We start from the raw sequence: 19618 nt of genomic DNA, 5'->3' as shown, positions 1-19618 counted from the left end.
AGGCACTATGTCAATCCACACTTATATACAAGAGAATATTCCCCACTATCTTCAGTTACTCGAAGAGTCAGTTAACATGGACTCGCCTTCTCGTGACAAACAGCTGGGTGACCGCATGGCGGGCTGGTTCGCCCTGCAGTTTCAACGGCTGACAGGAGGAGTAGCAGAGCTGATCCCGAACAAGACCTATGGTGATCAAGTGCGTTGTACGCTGGGCAACGGGGAAAAACAAATCCTCATCATCGGCCACTACGATACCGTATGGTTAGAAGGAGAGGCGGCTCGCCGACCGTTTGCGATCCGGGATGAAAAAGCGTACGGGCCGGGCGTATACGATATGAAAGCGGGCGTTTTGCAAGCAATGTTTGCCATGCGGGCATTGGTAAAGCTGGATCGCCTGCCAGCAGATAAAAAAATCGTGCTCCTATTAAACAGTGACGAGGAGATCGGCAGCCCGACTTCTCGCCGACTGGTAGAAGAAGAAGCCGCGCGTTCGGTGGCGAGCTTTGTGTTGGAACCGCCAACCGAACCAAGCGGCGCACTCAAAACATGGCGGAAGGGAAGCGCCCATTTTACCTTGGCAGTCAGCGGAATTTCCTCACACGCGGGCGTCGATCATCAAAAAGGCGTCTCTGCTATTGAAGAGCTGGCGAGACAGGTGCAATTTCTACATGCCTTGACCGATTACGAGAAAGGGACAACCGTCAATGTGGGCGTCATCAAGGGCGGGATTGGCTCCAATGTCGTGGCGGATTCGGCAGAAGCTGAAATTGACGTGAGATTTATCTCGATGGAAGAGGCCCTACGCATTGAGAAGGTAATGAGCGAACTCACGCCAGTGCTCGCCGGTACAAACATCAGCGTAACGGGAGGCATTCGCCGACCACCGATGGAGCGAACCGAAGAGACAGGCAAATTATTTTCCCTTGCACAATCGATTAGCATCAATGAACTAGGGATGGCTTTGGAAGAGTCGGGTACAGGTGGAGTCAGCGATGGCAATTTCGCGGCCGCTTGCGGAGTCCCGACGCTGGATGGACTTGGTGTAAAAGGTGGGTACGCCCACTCGCCGGATGAATGGATCGAACTGGGAGAAATATCGACGCGTGCTACCTTGTTGGCGCGGTTGATAGAGGAAGTATAGAGAGAAGCAAGAGAAAAAGAGAAGAAGCACCTGCCTGATGCGTAAGATGGTTGCATCAGGCCAGGTGCCTTTTTGTGTGGAAAAAGAGAGGCTATTGTTTCGAAGATGTATTTAGCTTTTTCACAAAGCTATTAAGGTAGTTCGCTCCGCGGCTGGTGAGGATACCAGCCAGCACGGCAGAAACGTAGTAGCCGCTGCCCTCAAGACCAAAGGGGTTGACTTGAAAAGCGAGGGAGAGCGAAATGCCAATGAGGATAGAGAGGATATAAGTGGAGCGGTCTTTTAGTACGGGGAAGGCATTCTTTAAAATTTCGGTAACGGCTTCAATCAAGATTGCCATAAAAGTAAGCAGACTCAGGCTTTGAATGAATGGGTCCATATCAATCAAAGGTTGGTTCCTCCTTTTGCTAGTAGAGCGGGGCGTACTTCGGGGAAAACATCCAGTTGTTATTCATTTGGAAGGGAAGTAATTCGCGAGGCGAGATTTCGCCCCAAGGAAGGTAGGTGTCACCTTTGTGGATGACTTCTTGTGGAGGAGGTCGGCCGGATCGGCAACATCTAGGAAATCCTCGCTTGCATGTACGTTTTGAGTTCAGTCTCCAGCTCTTTGACACGGTACTCTAGCTGTTGTCTTTCTACGACCAGCGTCGTGTATTTATCTCGCCACTCCTGCACGATGGTTTCAAGCTCCATGCAACGGTTGCGCCAAACATGGAGTTCTTCTCGAAGCTTGTCCATTTCCTGACGAAGCTCCTGGCGAATTTGCTGGTTTTCTTGTGAGATTTGCTGCCTGTCTGTTATCATCAACTCTTTCTTGTTGTTGTGGCGTGCAACCAGATAAGTGACGATTGCCGTCAGTACACTGGATACTACCAAGGGGAGAGTGGAAGAGTTGAGTAGTGTTTGGATCATCCGTTTATTCACCTGCTTTCTCTTGTGAGGTCTATATATAGAATAGACAGTTTGGGGAAATTCTCACGGTGTTTTGAGTGGTTGTACTTTACCACAACTGAATGAATCAAATGCTTGTACGAGCTAATCCTTCTTACTCATAGTAGTAGCCCCACGCATTGAGCTCTGCATTCCCAGTGATGATTGCTTTTACGACGAGTTGCGTTCCGACCGGTTGGCTAGAAATATCCGTAAGAGTTTGTGCAGGAACGTCTGACCAGGTATTTCCACCATCTCGAGATGCCTGGTATTTGATGCTTCCACCATTAACCGTCTCATCTCCGACAATCACGATTTTATTTGGCGGAGCAGAAGTGTTCTCAGGTTTTGATTGTAGATGATTTTGGTCAACGGCCTTTTGTAATCGTAATTCTTGTATTTGGGTTACGCCTGACCCGTATTGGGAGGAGGTAGAGTAGAATCGATAGTATTGATAAGGTTTGATGTTCTCAGTAGGAATGGTAAATTCATTACCTTCATACTGAGTCCAAACATAACCGGAAACGGAATGGAGTGTATCCCAAGTCGAATTATTATTGGAGCCTTGCAATTGCCAGGAAGTAGGAGCGTATTTTGCGCCTCCAGATAAAAGATATCGATCGACAATCTGAGCGGGATTATCCAGAAAGATTTTGATCCAATGATGTCCACCGGCAGTTGTACTCCAGCCACTTGCAAAGTTGCGGTCAAACATGTGAAACACAGCTCCACCAGTAACACTGTCTGCACTCACAATAAAAGGGGCCGGAGCATCGTTAGCAGTCATGGGCGGTACGATATCTACGATTCCAGTAGTGAATTTTTTTTGAGTATGGTCATAGACAGCTTGGCTATTCGGGATATCTACACCAGAAAGATCTGTGAAAGTATCGATAACCATGTTTTTTAATCCATATTTTGTTGCATTCATGTAAGTGATTAGTTGGAAATTTGTCTTTAGTAGATTGGTTTCAAGATCGATGACTCGTTGAGGGAGGTTGGAGTCTGCTATGGAAGGGTTCAATAATAAATTGGCGCTTGTCACAGTGAAATCTCGGATAGACGGGGTGCTAGATTCGCTAGCAGGAGAATGGAGAGTCGCACGAACTCGAAGATCGCTGTTGATTGGATTGGCAAATTCGACCTCTTGACCCAGCTCAGCAGATTGCCAAGACCCGCCACCATTGTTGCTTACTTCCCATAGGATATCTCCGCCATCGAGAATTTGATTGGCAGTAAGTGTAACACGAGAAATGGGGGTAACAGATGGTAAGGTGGATGAAGTATATACTTGTGTGATTTCACCTGCCGCACCACCTAATGAAATACGATAACTTCTAATTGTGGGGGAAATCCCGTAATTTGGTGACTGCATCTTTATCTTCATGATTAACTTGTCTGTTTTAGTAGGAAGGGTGAGCTCCTCACCGAGTGATAGGGGAAACCACGATGCACCGTCAGGGGAAATCTGGAAAGTGGCAGAGGTAGGTACAGTATCGTAACGAAACATTTTTATCAGGCTATTGCTATAGTAGCTTGAAGAATACTCTGTCGTATTTAAGACAATAGTTAATCTTCCTTTTCCGTCAATACACCCAGATGCTCTTGTTGTATTGGTCCCGCTTTGAATGAGTGTGTCCGGTTCCACAACTGATAAAGTAGCGAGATCAATAGAGATAAGACGGGTAGAACCAACCGTTTGTTGATGATAGAACACCCGCATAATTTTGTCTTGTAACACAAATCCAATCGGTAAAGAATGATCAATGGCCATGAATCCGGTCAAAGAAAAAGTGCTGGATGCTCCTGTTGACAAGTTTAGGCGGTGTACAATCGGAGCATTGTTATCAACGCATAAGATAGTCGTAATCCCTGTTGATTCATCGTGGGTTGCGTTTAACCATTTACTTGAGGCTTTACCGATCGAAGAGAAATGGGTTGGGTTTGTTCCATCATAATTTAATCGAAGAGCTCTTACCGTGTTATTGCTGTAACCTCGTATTATGAAACAAACATAGCCTTTTGTACGGTCTTCTACCATTACAGTATTGTCGACTCCCGTAGATGGGGTGAAAGCTTGTAAAGTAGTAGGGATGAAAAAGGTGCCATCTGGATTAACGCATCCGTAATAGAGATTAATGGAATACCCCCACGAGTACCAGATTCGGTTGTTTTTATCGACATGGAGTTTTAAAAATGGAGTGTAGGTGTTAATCGTGGTGTTTCCTTTTACTGAAATGGGAGTTAAAAAGGGTTGAAAATCAGGCTTAATTGAAATGATCAACCCAGGCATGTTTGTTAGGGCTGCTGCTATCCATACATTGTTGTTATGATCAACTACTGCATTCGTAATGCTAGAGGCGGCTACATAATAACCAGTTCCACTGTACGAATGCAAATACCCTTCAAAGGCAACGGAATCGTCTGGATTGGTTACAACCGCATAAATTCCTTCTCGGTCGACTGAACTGATAACCCAAGTCCTGTTTAACCGATCAACTAAAATAGTGGGTTCTAGGTGCGGAAATTTTGACACCGTCTCCCCAGTTACTTTTTTGGTAGAGATGACGCCTAATGCGTTTGGAAGCGTATAGTCTGATTGAACAGTAAGTTTATCCACTTCTACTACTGGAAGAGCAGAAGACACAACAACACCTTCAAGGGTGTTGCTCATTCTTACCAATCCATTTTCAGTGTCGAAGGTAACGCCGTAGGAATTGATTTGATCAACAGCGCTCAAATCTGTGAAATTCTCTGTAATGGAGGGAATTTTAGAGGTACGTACACCGTTGGTAGAATACCATGCAGTAGTGTTCTCAATGTCAACCTTTGGTGAAGTAAATGTTTCCGTATAGGTCCGAGATACGGAACTACGATATTTCTCCAGTTTCCCCACTCTTTCTGCCAGAGTTGGATCGGTTCCAATAGCTGAGATCCCATCACCTGTGCCGATAAATAATTCTTTTGTATCTGTGGTGAAAAGGGGTTCCCCCGCTGATGCAGCGGAGGGGAGATTGGCTTTTAAACCGCGTTTTAGTTTGATTGGTAGTGTCATTAGAATGTACCTCCATCTACTTCGGTGATCGTGGAGCCACTGCTACCGCCTACCGTATCTGTATAAGTGGGGAGAGTGTCTTTGTCATACCAAATGCAACCAATGCTGTTGAGGACTGCTTTTTCACTAAGTTTGGCTCGAATGACAAGAGAATTACCTGGTAGAAAAGTGCTTAAGTCAACTAGCTGATTCAATGGAACACCAGCTGTGAACGTGGTTCCTCCATCGAGTGACAAATCAATGCTGATATTGCCCTCATACTCTGCATCCAGCACAAGATGGGTCGGAGCCTTTGCCAATGGAATCGGTTTGGAAACCATGACAGGATTTTTATCAGATGCTTGCAATATTTGTACCTCAGTAACGGTCATATATGAACTTTTATTCCAGACAGTTACTTTGACTTCAGTAACGAGATGGTCTAGGTTGATGGGGTAGTGCCATGAACCGTCACCATGTACTCCTTTATCGGTCTTAGAAGCAAGATTAATCCTTGGAGTAACTGCTTCCCATTTAGCGGTTGATGGATTTTTGACATAAATTTGATGATCGCAGTAATCGTGTCCGTTTTGTCCTAAACTACCATTCATCCAAAGAATGATTTTATATATTTCTACAGGTGTTACCCATTTCATGAATAAGTCAGCACTTGTACCGCCTTGAAGCCAGTAATCAGAATATCCACCTGGTGTTGCAATAGCATTATCGTCAGCGATTTTTTCAACGGCATAGGTTGGGGCCGTACCATTTGATTTGTAAGGTCTAAAACTAGTGCTATTATTATTCCAATCTCCAAGAGATGAAGCGGTTTGGACACCCAGGTCCTTCCAACTGAAAGGTACTCCAGCAGTTTTGGTAAACTTTCCATTTTGGATTTGAAATGCTTCTGATTTAGATACATCGACCCCAGACAAATCTACAAATGCATCTGCATACAAATTATGCCGAACCGATGCTCCCTGATTCGCGCCTTCCAAAGTACGATAAGCATTCCGCAAAATATTAGTAGCGGCAACAACGTCAACTAACGGTTTGGTGGTGCTACGATCGTTGCCTCCCTCTTCTTTACCTGGCATCTCAACAAGCATACTATCGTCATACCAAGTAAATCCTAAAGATTTTAAACTGCCTGTAGACGGAATGTTAGCTCGTAATTGGAGGTTTGTACCTTTTAGTGAAGAGGTATCGAGTAGCTTGTTTAAATCGATGTTGTTTACCCAAGTTGTTCCATCGAGGGTCAGGTCGAAGGTAACAGCGTCAGTATACTCCGCAGTTGTAATAATCTTCTTTGGAGATCGGCCAACGTTAACTGCCTTAGTCACGAGAGTAACAGCGTCAATAATTTCATAGAATTTAATCTCGTGCCAACCGGTATAAATTATCGTGTTTGCACTGCGATAACTCCGAAGCTTGGCCAGGCGGTAATAGCGGTATGCTGAGGTATTCGTAAAGCTGTGTTCTAACTCTGAACCTGTGTTGGCATGAGATCCCACGTATAAATCTGTCCAATTCGTATTGTCTTGTGAACCTTGCAGAGTAAACGTGGCAAGACCGTACTGTCCAGCCGAGATTCCAATAGCTCGTATTGCGACCTTAGTAATAATTTTGGGGACGAAAAAGTCAATTTGCCACCAATGACCTTCTGCCGGAGGAGTCGCTCCATCTGTATAATAGGAATCTGTTAAATTTCCGTTGATTCCCATCCATCCAGGGTAACCAGACGTTTCACTAGACGAGGTTACGTGATAAGGGGCAGGTTCAGTTGGACTGGACATGATGATATTTGTATCGTAAAGCCCGGGTGAGACAGTACCATTTATAATGGCAAAAGAAGACGACTTTTCGATATCAACTCCTGAGGAATCGCTAAATACATCTACATACATGTTGTTTTGACGATAGGCGGGTCTGTTATGTGTTTCCGCATCACGAAAGGTGTTCAGTAAAATATTGATGGGGGTCTGTAAATCAAAGGAGCTGCTCGTGGCTCCCCCATTATTTCCCCCGCCACCGCCTGTACCAATCTTCCCCTGCATATCATCCAACCGAGCTTTTAGACTGGGAAAAGCCTTCCCATCCCGATCCCGGCGTGCAGCGACCACCTCGGCATTCGGGTTAGAGGATACATCGCTTTGCAGCTTCAAAATGGCTTGGTCTTGCTGTGCGTTTTTTTGTTCGACTTGTGAAAGACGGAGATCTTGCGTCTGATTTTTCGCTTCTGCCGCGCTGACGGTTGACGATAACGTATTCAGCCCCGTTTGAAAGGTAGAAACAGCACCTTTCACGGCATCAAGCTGACGATCCTGTTCAGCGTCTTTGTCTTTTAGCTCACGGAATTTATCCTGTAAGCTCGGTTTATCCTCTCTAGCGTCATCCAGCTCCTGGAGGTAGGAGTCGATTTCGGCGTGGGTACGTTTTCCCTTGTTGGCCAACTCATTATGATCCAGGATGACTTCGGTGCCTGTTCGGGTGATTCTGACCGACATATGTTCAGCTCCTTTTCGATTTATTTGGTATAAACGGCGGACAAATTGAGCCCAAAATGGACATGCGTCGTTTTATCTACGAGGGATGGATCAGTCTCACGGGAAATCCGCGTCCAGAAAACTTGTTCATTTCCTGCGGCAGTATCTGGCAGGGTGAAGGAGTCTCCCCACGTACCAGGCACGCCGTTTTTGTCTGTAGCGACATCTACTAGCCGCTTGTACTGATCGGTGCCTGCATAGGAGGAGAGAACCCCTTGGATACCCGTAAAAGTCCCATGATGCATCGTATTTCGGGCGATCATTTTCACTTCCCTATACTGGCCTTGGAGCATATGACCGAGAAACTCCTCCGTGTTGTCTTGCAGGTGGACTTCCTTTCCTTCGCCATCGATAAAAAAGAGGGTGAGAGAGGGGGAAAAGTCGTATTCGTCCCCGCCCCATATTTCCATCTGATCGCTGGAGCTAATGGTTGTTTTTCCGTCTGCTTCCGCAAAACGGAGGGAGCCTGTGAAAGGAATAGGATGCTGAGTCATATCAAAGTGAATGGATGTTTGGCTTGTCCGACACGTTTTAGAGTCGACAACGGCTCCTGTGGAATCGAGCAGCTCCACGCGGATGCCGGGGGAGAGGTTTGAGACTGTGAGAGTGGGGAGGGAGAAAACGCGGACGTGTTCTATGTCCAGATAGTCGTTTGTAGCGCTGCTGTTGAGAAAGATACCGATCTTGGGAGCAAGGCGGTTGAATTCCTCCGAACCGATGATGTGCCAGATGGCTCCGTCCTCGGACCAATACGCTGTGTAGGTATTGTAGTCGCGTATTAATCGAAGCCAGGGGAAGGTTTTCGCAGTGCCTTGTGAAGCATCGTAATATTCTTCGACGTGGAAAAAATCATTGTGGTTTATGAAAACAGTCAATCCGCCTGTGCTTCCGGAAGCTTTCGGATTGTATGAGTTTTTCATATCGAAGACGAACTGTTTCACGGGGGTAAGTGTGTCTAAAAAGAGTTGAAGCGGCTCGGCTCCGCTTTTTAAACGGAGCGAGCCTGGTGCGTCAGATAGCGACCACCTTGAAGCGTCATTTGGTGTCATGTTCCACTTGGAATCGAGGGTAAGAGAATCGAAAGAATCCTCGAAGAGAAACCCCGATTTACGCCGAGAAACTACACTCATAGAAGTACCTCCTTACGTAAATAGCCATATTCGTTTGCCAATCACACATGCCTCAGGGCGTTGTTTCCAGATCGCTAGCAAGCATTTGATCAGTGCTTCGACGCATTTGTCGCCGCTGCCGGGATCGCAGTAGGGGGTGACGAGGACCTTGTCGCAGATCCAGTTGGTTAGTTTGATGTAGTCTATTTCACAGGCATCCCAGACTTGTCCGCTGCTTTGCGCTATGAATTTCCATTTATACGTATGCTTGCCTGCTTCGACAGGGTAGTAGTGATCATAGAAGCCGCCTTGTTGCGTGAAAGTATCCATTAATATGTTGTCGATATAAAACTCGAGTTTGGAGTTGAAAGGTTCAGGAACCAGCTCCCATGTTTCTGTAGCTTGGAATTCCTTGATCCGAAATGTTGTTTTGTATTCTTTGCCAGTGACGGCGCTGGTTGTACCTTTTTGTTCGGTGATGAATTCAAAGCGATAGGAGGGGGAAGGGGTAGGTAGGAGAGAATTAACGGCAAAGGATTGTTCGCCTTCTTCCAAAAACGTTTGTGAATGAATTAGTTTTCCATCCTGTGCGTACACGTTTAAATACATTTTGCTGCCGTTACACCCTCCCATCCAGATGGAGGTGTTCTCTGTTACTTTGAATCCAAAGACAGTACAACTGGAAGGCTCAACAGGTTTTGAATCTGAAATCTTTACTTGGGCATCATAAAGGGTGGCCTTGTCACCACAGTCAGAATAATATCTGTATTTAATGCTGTAGTTTTTCACGTCGCTACTTGTATTCTTAAAGCTTGCTGTTATTTCTTGCTCCTTTTCCCCGGTATAATCTTCTTCAGAAATTAAATCACCAGAATCCTCATCATAAATGCGAACTCGAAGTCTAGTATTTTTACAAAGCTCAACCGCTTTAGGGCTCTCCCATATTTCAATATGATCGATCCAACACCAAGAATCATCAGGGATTATCCAATCAGTTTCAGGTGGAGTAGGTGGGCTGCCAGTGTGAGGGGAGTCTTTTTTGGGATAGCAGTGACCAGTAGAATCACAGCAATAAGGTACCCATTTCTCTGAAAATGTACCCTCTTTTAACGCGAAGGAGCCGCCTTTACCTGATAGCCCACCAGTTGTGCCTTTACCTTTTACTAGAGTGTAACGAATTTGATAGGTTTTTCCTGGAGGGATATTAATGTTAATAGGATAGCTAAGGTAATTAGAAGTTGTAGTCCCACCACCTTTATATTCTTTAGATTGAATAATCTTATTTGTGGACTTGTCAATTACCTCCATTAATACTTTGGAATCATCGTATGTCCCTATCCCAGTGTTTTTAAGGGAAGAAGTTTGGATAAATAAGTAATTTATGGCCCCATACTGATACTTATCAAGTGCCATATTAGTATCATTGAAAAAGTCAAGGAAAGAGAGTGTAATATAGTACTTACCCGCAGGCTTATTTAATGTTCTAGATATTGGTTGAGCTTTAGACCAATCAATATTCCCTACTCCGCCTCTTCCTACGTTGTCAGTAGTGATGAAAAGTAATTCACCGTTATAGTCGTGGGGTCGTGTAGTAAGGTGTACTGAGAAAATACCACGAGGACCAGTGTGAGTAGCTTCATACCCACTACTATTGGTTCCTCTCAAGAGAGCTGCTGCTTTAAAGCTGATGGTCAAGTCTCCGCCTCCATGGTAAAAACCAATGGAAAAATAGGAACGGTGAGGGACTGGAATAAGTTTTGGAAGAACTGCAGGCCAACCATATGTCAAAGAGTCATAGTAGTCTAATGTAGGTTTAACGACACTGGTATGGGGTATTCCCGTTCCCCCATATACAAGTAAGTTCTCTTTATACGAAAACGTTGAGTAACTGGGGGCTGTTATTTCTCTGTTTACATTGCCAGAGTTAGTAGACTGGCTATGTCCCTTCCAGGTTAGTTTAGCTTTTCTAGTATTGGGAAGCCCACCATCGTAAATATCGTAACGTAATTCAGAAGCCGCATTCCCACTTGGAAAGCAACTCTCTTCTGCTTCATCGGGGGTAAGTTCTTCAGTTCCGTCCGAGCCGGACCCAACTTCAATTTCAACTTCATCATAGTCTTGATATACCCACGTTAATTCGTGGTTTCCCGCAGGAAGAATTACGGTTTCATAGATGCCGACTGCCGATTCGTGATTCTGATTTCCTTCCCAAATTAACTTGCCGTTGTCATATAGTTTCAGTGCTTCATACTTACTATATTTACCTCCGTACTCAAAACGAACATAGCCCGGTCTACGAAGGCGAAATTCACGTAAAAAGATTCGATTGGTTGTACCATCTTTGTCTTTAACCATAAGTACGCCGTCGTCAATGTCACCAGTTGCAGAGTCAGGATGGTAAAGTTGGTAGATATCTACCCATTCCCAATTGTCGCGAACATCGAGGTCGGAACTCCATTTACCATTGCCTTCGTTGAATTCTTCACTCCAGATTTTTTTATAATATTGGAAATCATTTCGATTAGTAGTTGGTTCAAACGTAAGATTTTCAGAAAAATCGAGGGTTGCTCCAGGTTTAAGAGATATATTGTACTGTATTTCGGCATGATCTGATTCTGTGAATGCAATATTTTGGCGATCACTGTAATCCCAATCTCGATCTCTGTCAACCGTAATGTAACTCCCGAACCTCCCTCTGATTTTCTCATGATCATCATCGTAATCAAAATTTGCAGATTTATCATCTATAAAGGGGAGTTCTGTGAATGAATCTGAAACTCTAAATGTAATGGAGTGAGTACCCTTAGTAAGTGGGATTTTAACTGAGCGGATATCATCAGTACTTAACGAATAAAGTGCTTGTTCGCCATCTACCAGAACTTCAAAGGACTCTGACCCTCTGAAATTACAGTGGTAGTCAAATTCAAACCAACCATCATCATTAATAGTTATTGTTGTGGTGGCATCACCAGTACCTTGGATTATTGGATCTTCCATAACAAGGGTTTTTCTATCATTTTTAGGGTTCAACCAGTTGCGCCATATATTTACCCCATAAAAAGAGAATGATGTTGTGCCATCATCTATATCTGCTACAGTTTTGGGTTGATGATGGTCAACTTCTAATGGAGGACAAATTAGTTCTACTTTTCCATTTATCTCAACCATCGATTCATCCCCAACATTAGCGATATAAACTGAGTTGGCTGAATTATCGGTTGTCTGGGAGTACCTATTGGGGTGTAAGGTCCACTCCAAGTCATGGGAAGAATCAACTTTACTTTGGTGTGGTGCGGATCCTGACTCAGAATGCTCATGGAAACTATCAACAAAGAAGGTGTTAATATCAAATCTGTATGGTGGAGTATAACCACCTAGTTTATGAGAAAAAGAGAAAATTCCGTCACACTCATTATCAAGTTTAATATTATACTCGCGTACGTTATTAGTAGTTGTTGTTACTCCCCCAAAAAAATTCGTCATTATTTTGCTCTCACTTGATTTTGTAATCCATTGCCATCCAACTTGTTGGTAAGCTTCTTGGAAAAGTGTATCCACATCAGGCGGCGTCTGCTCATCCAAGCTCTGCACCACCTCAACACACTCTACATCTTTAACATAAACCGCATTCTTCCCAAACCGCCGATCACTCATCCGCCGCACAAACCAATCAAACTTATAAGTCTGCCCCGGCTTGACGTGAAACTTCGCTTCCTGCCAGCTGCTGTTCTGATTCCATTCCCCGCCAACCTGATTATTGTTAATAAAAAACAGCAACCCATCGCCAGGAGCAGTGCTAGCCATGTATTTAAAACGAATAAAGCCCTGCTTTTTAAAGCGCCACTGAAAGGTCACTTTGCTGGAATTACCATGCTTGAGTGTGCTCACATCCAGCTTCATGATATTTTCGTTCCCCGCCATCTCATTGGTGCCGACGGAGTGAACCATTGTCCATTCCTGATCCTCGGTGGAGGAGACATAGCGGAACAAGCCGTGAAACTTATCCGAAAGCGGGAGAGTCCGCATATCAAATGTAGGGACTTCTTTATCGATGGCATCGTAATGATTGAGATAGTAACCGCTAAAGTGATGATAGTAAGGAGCTGGACAAACTGGCAGCGAAACATTTTGATGGGTTCCATCCGGCTGCTCGGCGTTTTTTAGGATTTTGTAAATGCAATCGCGTACCATGAGCAATGCGCGCTGATAGTCGTTTTTTTGCGGATCGATTTGCTGGTTGACCCACCATTCCAGACGACGGTACATGTTCCACAGTGCTTCTCGGCAGCGAACCTTGGCGTACCAATTTTTGTCCCGGACGAATTGCTCTATCATCTGATCGATCACGCTTTCGAGAGAGTCGAGATTGACCGTCTGCCAACGACCAATCTGACCTTTGCCGGGATCGCCCAAAAGCGGATTCTGATACCCGGCATAACGATCCTCTGCACGAGGACGATTGGGGCTGTCCGGATTGTCCGGATGATTCGGGTGGAATGCGCCCTCTACCAATGAGGAGCGCATTTTTCCGAATGTGACGTTGCCCACTGATTTAGAAAAAATGCCAAACGTATGACCCAAAATGATCACCTCTAATCCGTAAAATCGTATTGCAGGTTATGATCTACCCAAACGCGGATGCGGTTTCCCGTAACCCAAACACGCAGCGTGTACCATTTCTCTTTTTCCCAGGTAAACGGGTTCATTGGGGTAGAGTACATGGTTGATCTGCCATTCTCTACCTTGAAAAGCTGCATGGGTCGCGGCATACCGCTTGCGCTTCCGTCACTGACGACGAACATCCAGTAGTTCTGGTCGTTGTGATATTTGAACACGATACCATCGCTGTCTCCATCTGCGGGCTCATCTACTTTGAAATCGACCTCAAACTGATAGTCTGAATAAGTAAAGTCATTTCGAATGAACCCACTCATGCCACTGGAGCCCTTGGTATGGGTAAAAGTGCCTTGGTCGCGATTATGCTCCCAACTGCCAGAGCCGAAACGAGTCCAGTTGTCTTGCCCCATCGCGAGTGCATTCATATCCGTCGTCCATGGATAGTACGCATTGAATGGATCGTGGGGATCGTACGCTTCTGGAACAGAAAAACCACCTGACCAATGCTCGGGATCGTGCTCAGCTTCGAGTACATCGTTGGAGTAGTCGTAGACCAAACCTTGTCCTATTTCTTCTATACGATCTGCCCATGCTTTCTTGTAGTCGCGAACAGAAAGTAATGGTTTCTCAATATGCCCTTTTCTATGATCCAATTGGCCAGCCAAGTATTCCAGAATGACGGCATCTGCGAGTTCTTTTTTACCCATGATTTGGGTGAGCAGCGAGGTAGCGCGCTCTTGGTTGGAAGCGACCCAATCCGCGTTGATAACAGCTTGATCTGGTAGCTTGTAACTGAGGATGGATTCGAACAAATGTGCTGCTGCTTCCGGCTGATAGGCAATTAGTTGCTCATGCAATACCGTTTGTTCCAACGCGAGCTTGGCATACTTTTGCCATTCATCGTCTTGAAGTTCTCCATCACGCGCGCCTTTTTCTGCCACATCGTATAAATCGACGAGGTAACTGGCTCGTTCATGTGGGGAGGTAGCGAAGAGATAGCCGCTGCACAATTCCGTGATTCTGCTGCGCAACAGTGCGGTTACCGGCAACTCGTCAAGGTCGCTGGCGTGAGCGGATTTACGGGCCGTATGCTCGTCGAACAAAAAGGACGGATCGGGTTCCATGTAACCAAAAGGATTCTCAATTTGCAGCTCGGCTGGACGGAATACATCTTCGCCGACTAGTGCTTCTGTAAGGGATGAAGGAGCTGCCTCCATTTGGCTGGTGATTTCCACCTCTTCAACCGTTGAAGGGAGCAATACTTCCCGTTTTCCTGCAACCCCATCTTCCTCCAGATGCGAGAGAATCTCATTCTGACGGGTGGACTCCCATGTCTCAAAGGAAAGAATGCCGGCCCTGTCTTGCAACGCTTTACTGAAAATGACCTCAGATTCGATCAATGCCTGAACCCGTGTCCGCACACCCTCCAAAAATTCCTCATCTACGTAAGCATCGAAAGTCTTGTTGGTCAGCGCCCATTCCATGAGTGCTTCTAAAATACTCTGACCATCTGTCAGGCGCGAGGCAAAAATCATGTCGTCCATCAGGTGGGAAGGAAATTCTTTGGAACCAAGGATGTCTTCCAAAAGATGAGCGGGCAGTAAGCGCAAGATGGTTGCGAAGACCATTTCTTCTGTCAGGAGACTTAGGCGTACATTTTCCAGATTGGCGAAAATGTCATCCTCATCCTGATAAAAGGATGGCTTAGGTGCTTTGCCCCCACTAAGATCGATGGCGCGTTCCTTTTCCCAAAGATGAGCAGCATGTACGAGCTTGCGATCTGCGCGAAGGTCATCCTTGATGATTGAAGTGGGACGAGAAAGATCTTTCTTTCCGAGTTCGAAGTGCTGGGGAATCCAGAGCGGATTGGTTTTCTCTCGAAGAGAATCATTGATGGGATTGGGAACGAACAAGAGGGGACTGTTGTGTCGGGAGCTTTGTTCTAGATAGGTCATGAGCGAAGCATCTGTTTGAATCGTTCGGGTTCCCGTAATCTGTGATAGGAAAATAGTGAGCTCTGAAACCACGTCCCGATTACCAAGAGCATATTCCGTAATGAGTGTACCTAGGGATTGATAGGGACGAGCAGCATGGAGTCGAGAGCGATTGATGAACAGGTCATTTTGGTATGGTCGGAAGGCTGTTGGTGAAAAGGAATCGAGGGAGAGAAGACGCGTGAAATCTCGATAGCCCCAGTCTCGATTCTGTAAAAGGGAACCATCTTGGAGCATGGTTCGGAAACCTGTAGAAGCCCGATGGATCGCTAAATCTTGCGTAGCGATCCTGCTTGCACGTTGAAGGAAGTGCAGCAAGGCGTCATACTGACGGGCTTTGAGGTAAGCCCAGTCCATGTCGCGAAGCACTTTCGTCGGCTTTGTTTTCATCCTGTGGAAGGCTTGCACGAAGTGTCGGGTCATCTGGAAGGAAGTATGTCGCTCGCCAATAGAATAAGACCAATTTGTAAACATGGTATGTCTGTTGTTGCGGTTGGAAAGAGGTAGGCTGTTCTCAATAGATAGGTGTTGAGTGATCGATCTGGTTGCGTATTCTCTTTCCATCTGCACAAAGAGAGAAGCCCAAAACTTTCGCTCAGCCAAGCTTCTTTCGGTATGGACGAATAAATCGAACGTGGAAGTACGCTCTCCCGTGAACCACTCGTCTATCTTTTTTCCGGCGAATCGTTCAGTCCGTGTTGCGGTAGAGTGTTCTTTTCTGACAGTCGCATTTGCAAAAATGGAACGACTTGCCGATGCTGGCGGTAAATCAATATGCAGCTCATCCTTATTCACACGCACAGACATTTGGGCAGGGTTGAGCTTTGCCATTCCTGCTGTTTTGACCCGATCTGATAAATGAACGCGACGAATGATTTGTAGCGGTTGCTTAATGATTCGGTCAGCATCCAAGGTCTCGTCTTGGAGCAAGCCCTCTTTAAACGGCGAGCGATCGGATACTACGACCAGCTCCATGGGATTGGCCATGCTAGTATCATTCCGGATCATATCCTGCAAGGAGTCTTGAAGGTCAGCGGCAAACGATTTCCGATTCGCGAGCAAATAATCTAGCATGACCATACTGGCACTTTGTCCGTAGGGAATATAGACGAAGGAATACTTACGGGAGGGCGAAGTCGTGAAAGTTACTTTTCCGATATAGTTGCGAATAGAAGCGTAGTGGTCTGCAAGTCTGAATTGATAGGCTGCTAGAGAAGAAATCCCGGTCAAATGGTTCACCTCCCAAAAAGAAGGGGGAACACCAGAGATGCGTTCTAGTTTTCCCCCTTTTGCTAGCTATACGGTTTTAGAGGGACTTCTTTTAGTAGCGAACTTCCTTCAGGAAAGCGACCCCCATTTTTACGTTGGCGGAGTAGTTCATGAAATTTTGTTCGGTATTGTGGTCGAAATAGCGGTACACTTCCTGCTTGTGTTTCTTGGTCGTGTCGCTCGGATCAACATCAATGATCAATTCATCCAAGTGGAGAATGTTGTTTTTTGAAACAGCAATGCATGCATCCAAGCTGCCGCGGTATCCATCATATCCGTGTACGACATAAATCGGGCTCAAATGGTAACGGCGTGTCCAAGCAGATGCGTTAAAGCCTTGAGGCTCCAGAAGAAGACCAGTGTCCCCGAGCTTGCTATCGGAATATGCTTTGCCCGGCTGTGGAGCTTGGGTAATGAAGGCAGGGTAGTGTTTTTGGAAGCGAATGCCTGATTTTGTCGCCAGCATTTGCAAGGTGTTGTTGCCAAAAGAGGTGTATTGACCATAATCGTGTGGGGCGATTGGAGCAGTAGGCTCAGTAGCGACAGCTCCAGCCGTCAGCATGATGTTTCCAACCACATCATCCATGTTGTACTTGAACGGCTTAAGCGAGCCGACATAGAGGAAGCTCTTGCGATAATCTTCAAAGTGAACAGCCGGATCGCCAACGGCAACCAGAGAAAGGCGGTTGTTCATCACGTTCATGTACAGGTAGACAGGTTTATCAATCGTACGATCTGTCGGTTTGCCATTCACGACGAATTTCTCGTCAGCCCATTCGAAATTAACCGGATGTCCTTCTGTTGCGAAGGTTTTGGCTGTGGCATTGTAGTCTGTTAATACTTGAACCGTCAAAGAACTGTGTTCCTTCGGGTTGGTGAAGCCTGGATTGACGAATTTAACATAAAACTCTTTGGTCACGTTGTTAATGTTGGAGATGCCCTTCAGGACAAGCTCGGAGGTTTTGCCAGAAGCGGAATCTTTTTTGGTGAGATCTGTCATAACTGTCCAGGTTGATTTTTCTTGTGTCTCTCCGGCAGCTGGGTTAAAGGTATAGTTCGTAAGTTGTTCGATTTCAGATTTAATTGTATCCAGGAGCTCTTTAGAAGTGGTGATTTTTTCAATGTATTTAAAATTGGCCATGTGAAAATCCTCCTTTAATATACTTCTTTTAAGATGGCGATGGTGCAATCAGTAGGGTTGGGAGAATACTTGAAGAAATTAACAGGGGTATTGATTCGGAAGAACTTGTATACCTCTGTCCAAGTTCCGGCAGCGGGGTTCTTCGGATCTTTTGGTTCCTCTGTATCTACGACGAGCTCGTCCTTGTTGATCAGATTATGGTCCTCGATTGCTACGACACTGTCGAGGTAGCCGCGATAACCTTCGAACTGGTGTACCAGATAGATCGGCGATGCATGATATTTCTTCGTCCATTTCGAACTTTGGAAGCCGTTTGCTTCGAGTACCATTTTGGAGAGCTCAGGAGGGAGCGTGCCCACTCCATCGTATTTGGGGAGCTGGGTAATGAAGGCAGGGTAGTACGCCTGGAAGTAAACGGAGCTTCGGGTTTGCAGCATGGAGAAGGAATACATGCCGTTGGAGGTGTAGCGTCCCCAGCCTGAATAGTTAGGGTTGGTGTCCTGCTTGATGTCGGCAGGAAGGAAGCTTGATTTTTCTTTTGTCAAATCACCCATGCCGACTGTGATGCCAAAATTGCCTTTGTGGTCATAGTCAGCAAAAGGAATCGTTTTTCCGATATAAGCAAAGCTGCTGTAGTAAGCATCCATATCAGGCGAAGGGTCGCCTTCAATTACGATTGCTACACGATCATTGCTTACAGAGAGGTTGTATTCCACCCAATAGTCTGGGCGACGCTTCTTGTTTGGTACCCAGGAGACGACAGAGTCAGCACCGAAGAAAAAGTGGGAGGAAGGGCTTTTGATTTCCACTTTGTCATCGTAATCGAGTGCCCATGCTTCCTGAGGTGGAGTGTATTTGTCGGTATCATCAGGATTGTTCCATTTGTTGTATTGAAGTTCGGCTTGTTTTTGGTCGATGATGACGGGTACTTTTCCTGGAATAACGCTGTTTTCATCGCAGGCAAGCTGATACGTTTCGATAGAGTTTCCAACCGGATTTTTGCCTGTGAAGCCTTTGCCGTAGGACACATCCAAGTAGTTGTACTGCTGGATGGGATGCTTCAGCATGACGAAATAATCATTAGGCGTTTGGCCCGAAGGTACGTCAGGAACAGATTTTAGGACGACTGTACGGTCATAGTGATGGACGGGGTTGGCAATGTATTTGACCATTCCGAATTTGTAGGGAGAGGGAGTAACATTTGTCCAGATACCCCCAGATGTGTAATAAACAGTCCATTTCCCTTTTGCTAAAACATCATTCCAATCAGATGGAACTTGGGTAATCACTTGATATTCGTTCCATTCGTCACCATCAGTAAAAGTTTGACCGTCTAATTCATACTTACCTTGTTGAACAGCAAAGCATTTCTTACCGACCGTGTTGGCGGGATCAGTATCATCGACATTAACAACCAGTAGTCCAGAAATAGATAGAGTTATATCTTTGCCTTCATCATCTTTATAGACAAACTCTCTTACCTGAATTTTTTTGCCCGATTTTACATTACTAGAATTAAGAGTTTCGTAGATATACCCGTCTGCATCGACTAGAGGAACACCTCCATAAGAAATTAACTCCCGCACATCCGGCAAAACGTAAACCGGATAAGTCTTCCCATCCGTATGCTTGTAAGTCCCTTGCGTATCGGCAACAATCGTCTTCTTAAACGTAACCCACTTATCTTCATTAACCTCAAACACCTTTTCCCAGCGGTTCTTCGTATCCGGGATTTTGGCATTGACGATTTCATCAGCCAGCTTGTTGATGAGCAAATCGGCTGTGACCTCGCCCTCGATCCAAGCTACTTGTTTACTAGGCATCCATACGCCTC

At 45.6% G+C, this 19618-nt stretch carries 10 protein-coding genes; 1 reads left to right on the top strand and 9 read right to left on the bottom strand.

Annotation, left to right across the window (positions count from 1 at the left end):
• Window positions 1-7: 7 nt before the first annotated feature.
• Window positions 8-1144 carry a M20 family metallopeptidase gene (locus tag HP401_RS31425; protein ID WP_173606274.1) on the top strand — a complete coding sequence of 379 codons (1137 nt, stop codon included), beginning with the start codon at window positions 8-10 and terminating at the stop codon, window positions 1142-1144.
• A gap of 91 nt (window positions 1145-1235) precedes the next feature.
• Here HP401_RS31425 and HP401_RS31420 read toward each other — a convergent pair whose 3' ends face one another.
• The 9 genes from HP401_RS31420 to HP401_RS31380 form a co-directional block, all read right to left on the bottom strand.
• On the bottom strand, window positions 1236-1523 hold the full coding sequence (locus HP401_RS31420; RefSeq protein ID WP_173606284.1) for a hypothetical protein: 288 nt from the start codon (window positions 1521-1523) through the stop codon (window positions 1236-1238).
• A gap of 179 nt (window positions 1524-1702) precedes the next feature.
• Window positions 1703-2056, bottom strand: coding sequence for a hypothetical protein (locus tag HP401_RS31415; RefSeq protein WP_017249740.1), 354 nt, complete (start codon window positions 2054-2056; stop codon window positions 1703-1705).
• 133 nt (window positions 2057-2189) lie between these two features.
• Window positions 2190-5129, bottom strand: coding sequence for a hyaluronate lyase N-terminal domain-containing protein (locus HP401_RS31410; RefSeq protein WP_173606273.1), 2940 nt, complete (start codon window positions 5127-5129; stop codon window positions 2190-2192).
• A complete protein-coding gene (locus HP401_RS31405) occupies window positions 5129-7615 on the bottom strand; it encodes a galactose-binding domain-containing protein (RefSeq protein ID WP_254457131.1) in 2487 nt (828 codons plus the stop codon). The genes HP401_RS31410 and HP401_RS31405 overlap by 1 nt, the downstream gene beginning before the upstream one ends.
• A gap of 20 nt (window positions 7616-7635) precedes the next feature.
• Window positions 7636-8784: a beta-xylosidase family glycoside hydrolase gene (locus tag HP401_RS31400; RefSeq protein WP_173606272.1), complete on the bottom strand. Its 1149-nt coding sequence runs from the start codon at window positions 8782-8784 to the stop codon at window positions 7636-7638.
• A 12-nt stretch (window positions 8785-8796) separates the two neighbouring features.
• Complete coding sequence (locus HP401_RS31395) at window positions 8797-13344, bottom strand: hypothetical protein (protein WP_173606271.1); 4548 nt, start codon at window positions 13342-13344, stop codon at window positions 8797-8799.
• Window positions 13345-13355: 11 nt separating this feature from the next.
• The gene (locus HP401_RS31390) at window positions 13356-16613 is read right to left on the bottom strand and encodes a 3-keto-alpha-glucoside-1,2-lyase-like domain-containing protein (protein ID WP_309145145.1); all 3258 of its coding nucleotides are present in this window, start codon (window positions 16611-16613) and stop codon (window positions 13356-13358) included.
• Window positions 16614-16695: 82 nt separating this feature from the next.
• On the bottom strand, window positions 16696-17784 hold the full coding sequence (locus tag HP401_RS31385; protein ID WP_173606269.1) for a hypothetical protein: 1089 nt from the start codon (window positions 17782-17784) through the stop codon (window positions 16696-16698).
• Window positions 17785-17798: 14 nt separating this feature from the next.
• The gene (locus HP401_RS31380; RefSeq protein ID WP_173606268.1) at window positions 17799-19607 is read right to left on the bottom strand and encodes a hypothetical protein; all 1809 of its coding nucleotides are present in this window, start codon (window positions 19605-19607) and stop codon (window positions 17799-17801) included.
• Window positions 19608-19618 lie beyond the last annotated feature (11 nt).

Source organism: Brevibacillus sp. HB2.2 (assembly GCF_013284275.1).
Classification (GTDB): domain Bacteria; phylum Bacillota; class Bacilli; order Brevibacillales; family Brevibacillaceae; genus Brevibacillus; species Brevibacillus brevis_D.
Note: the sequence above shows the minus strand (reverse complement) of the source record. Positions and strands in the feature narration are given on the sequence as shown.

Bases quoted from the DNA above. Each gene is read 5' to 3' on its own strand.
- HP401_RS31425 (WP_173606274.1), top strand. From the start codon at position 8: ATGTCAATCCACACTTATATACAAGAGAATATTCCCCACTATCTTCAG.
- HP401_RS31420 (WP_173606284.1), bottom strand. From the start codon at position 1,523: ATGGACCCATTCATTCAAAGCCTGAGTCTGCTTACTTTTATGGCAATC.
- HP401_RS31415 (WP_017249740.1), bottom strand. From the start codon at position 2,056: ATGATCCAAACACTACTCAACTCTTCCACTCTCCCCTTGGTAGTATCC.
- HP401_RS31410 (WP_173606273.1), bottom strand. From the start codon at position 5,129: ATGACACTACCAATCAAACTAAAACGCGGTTTAAAAGCCAATCTCCCC.
- HP401_RS31405 (WP_254457131.1), bottom strand. From the start codon at position 7,615: ATGTCGGTCAGAATCACCCGAACAGGCACCGAAGTCATCCTGGATCAT.
- HP401_RS31400 (WP_173606272.1), bottom strand. From the start codon at position 8,784: ATGAGTGTAGTTTCTCGGCGTAAATCGGGGTTTCTCTTCGAGGATTCT.
- HP401_RS31385 (WP_173606269.1), bottom strand. From the start codon at position 17,784: ATGGCCAATTTTAAATACATTGAAAAAATCACCACTTCTAAAGAGCTC.
- HP401_RS31380 (WP_173606268.1), bottom strand. From the start codon at position 19,607: ATGCCTAGTAAACAAGTAGCTTGGATCGAGGGCGAGGTCACAGCCGAT.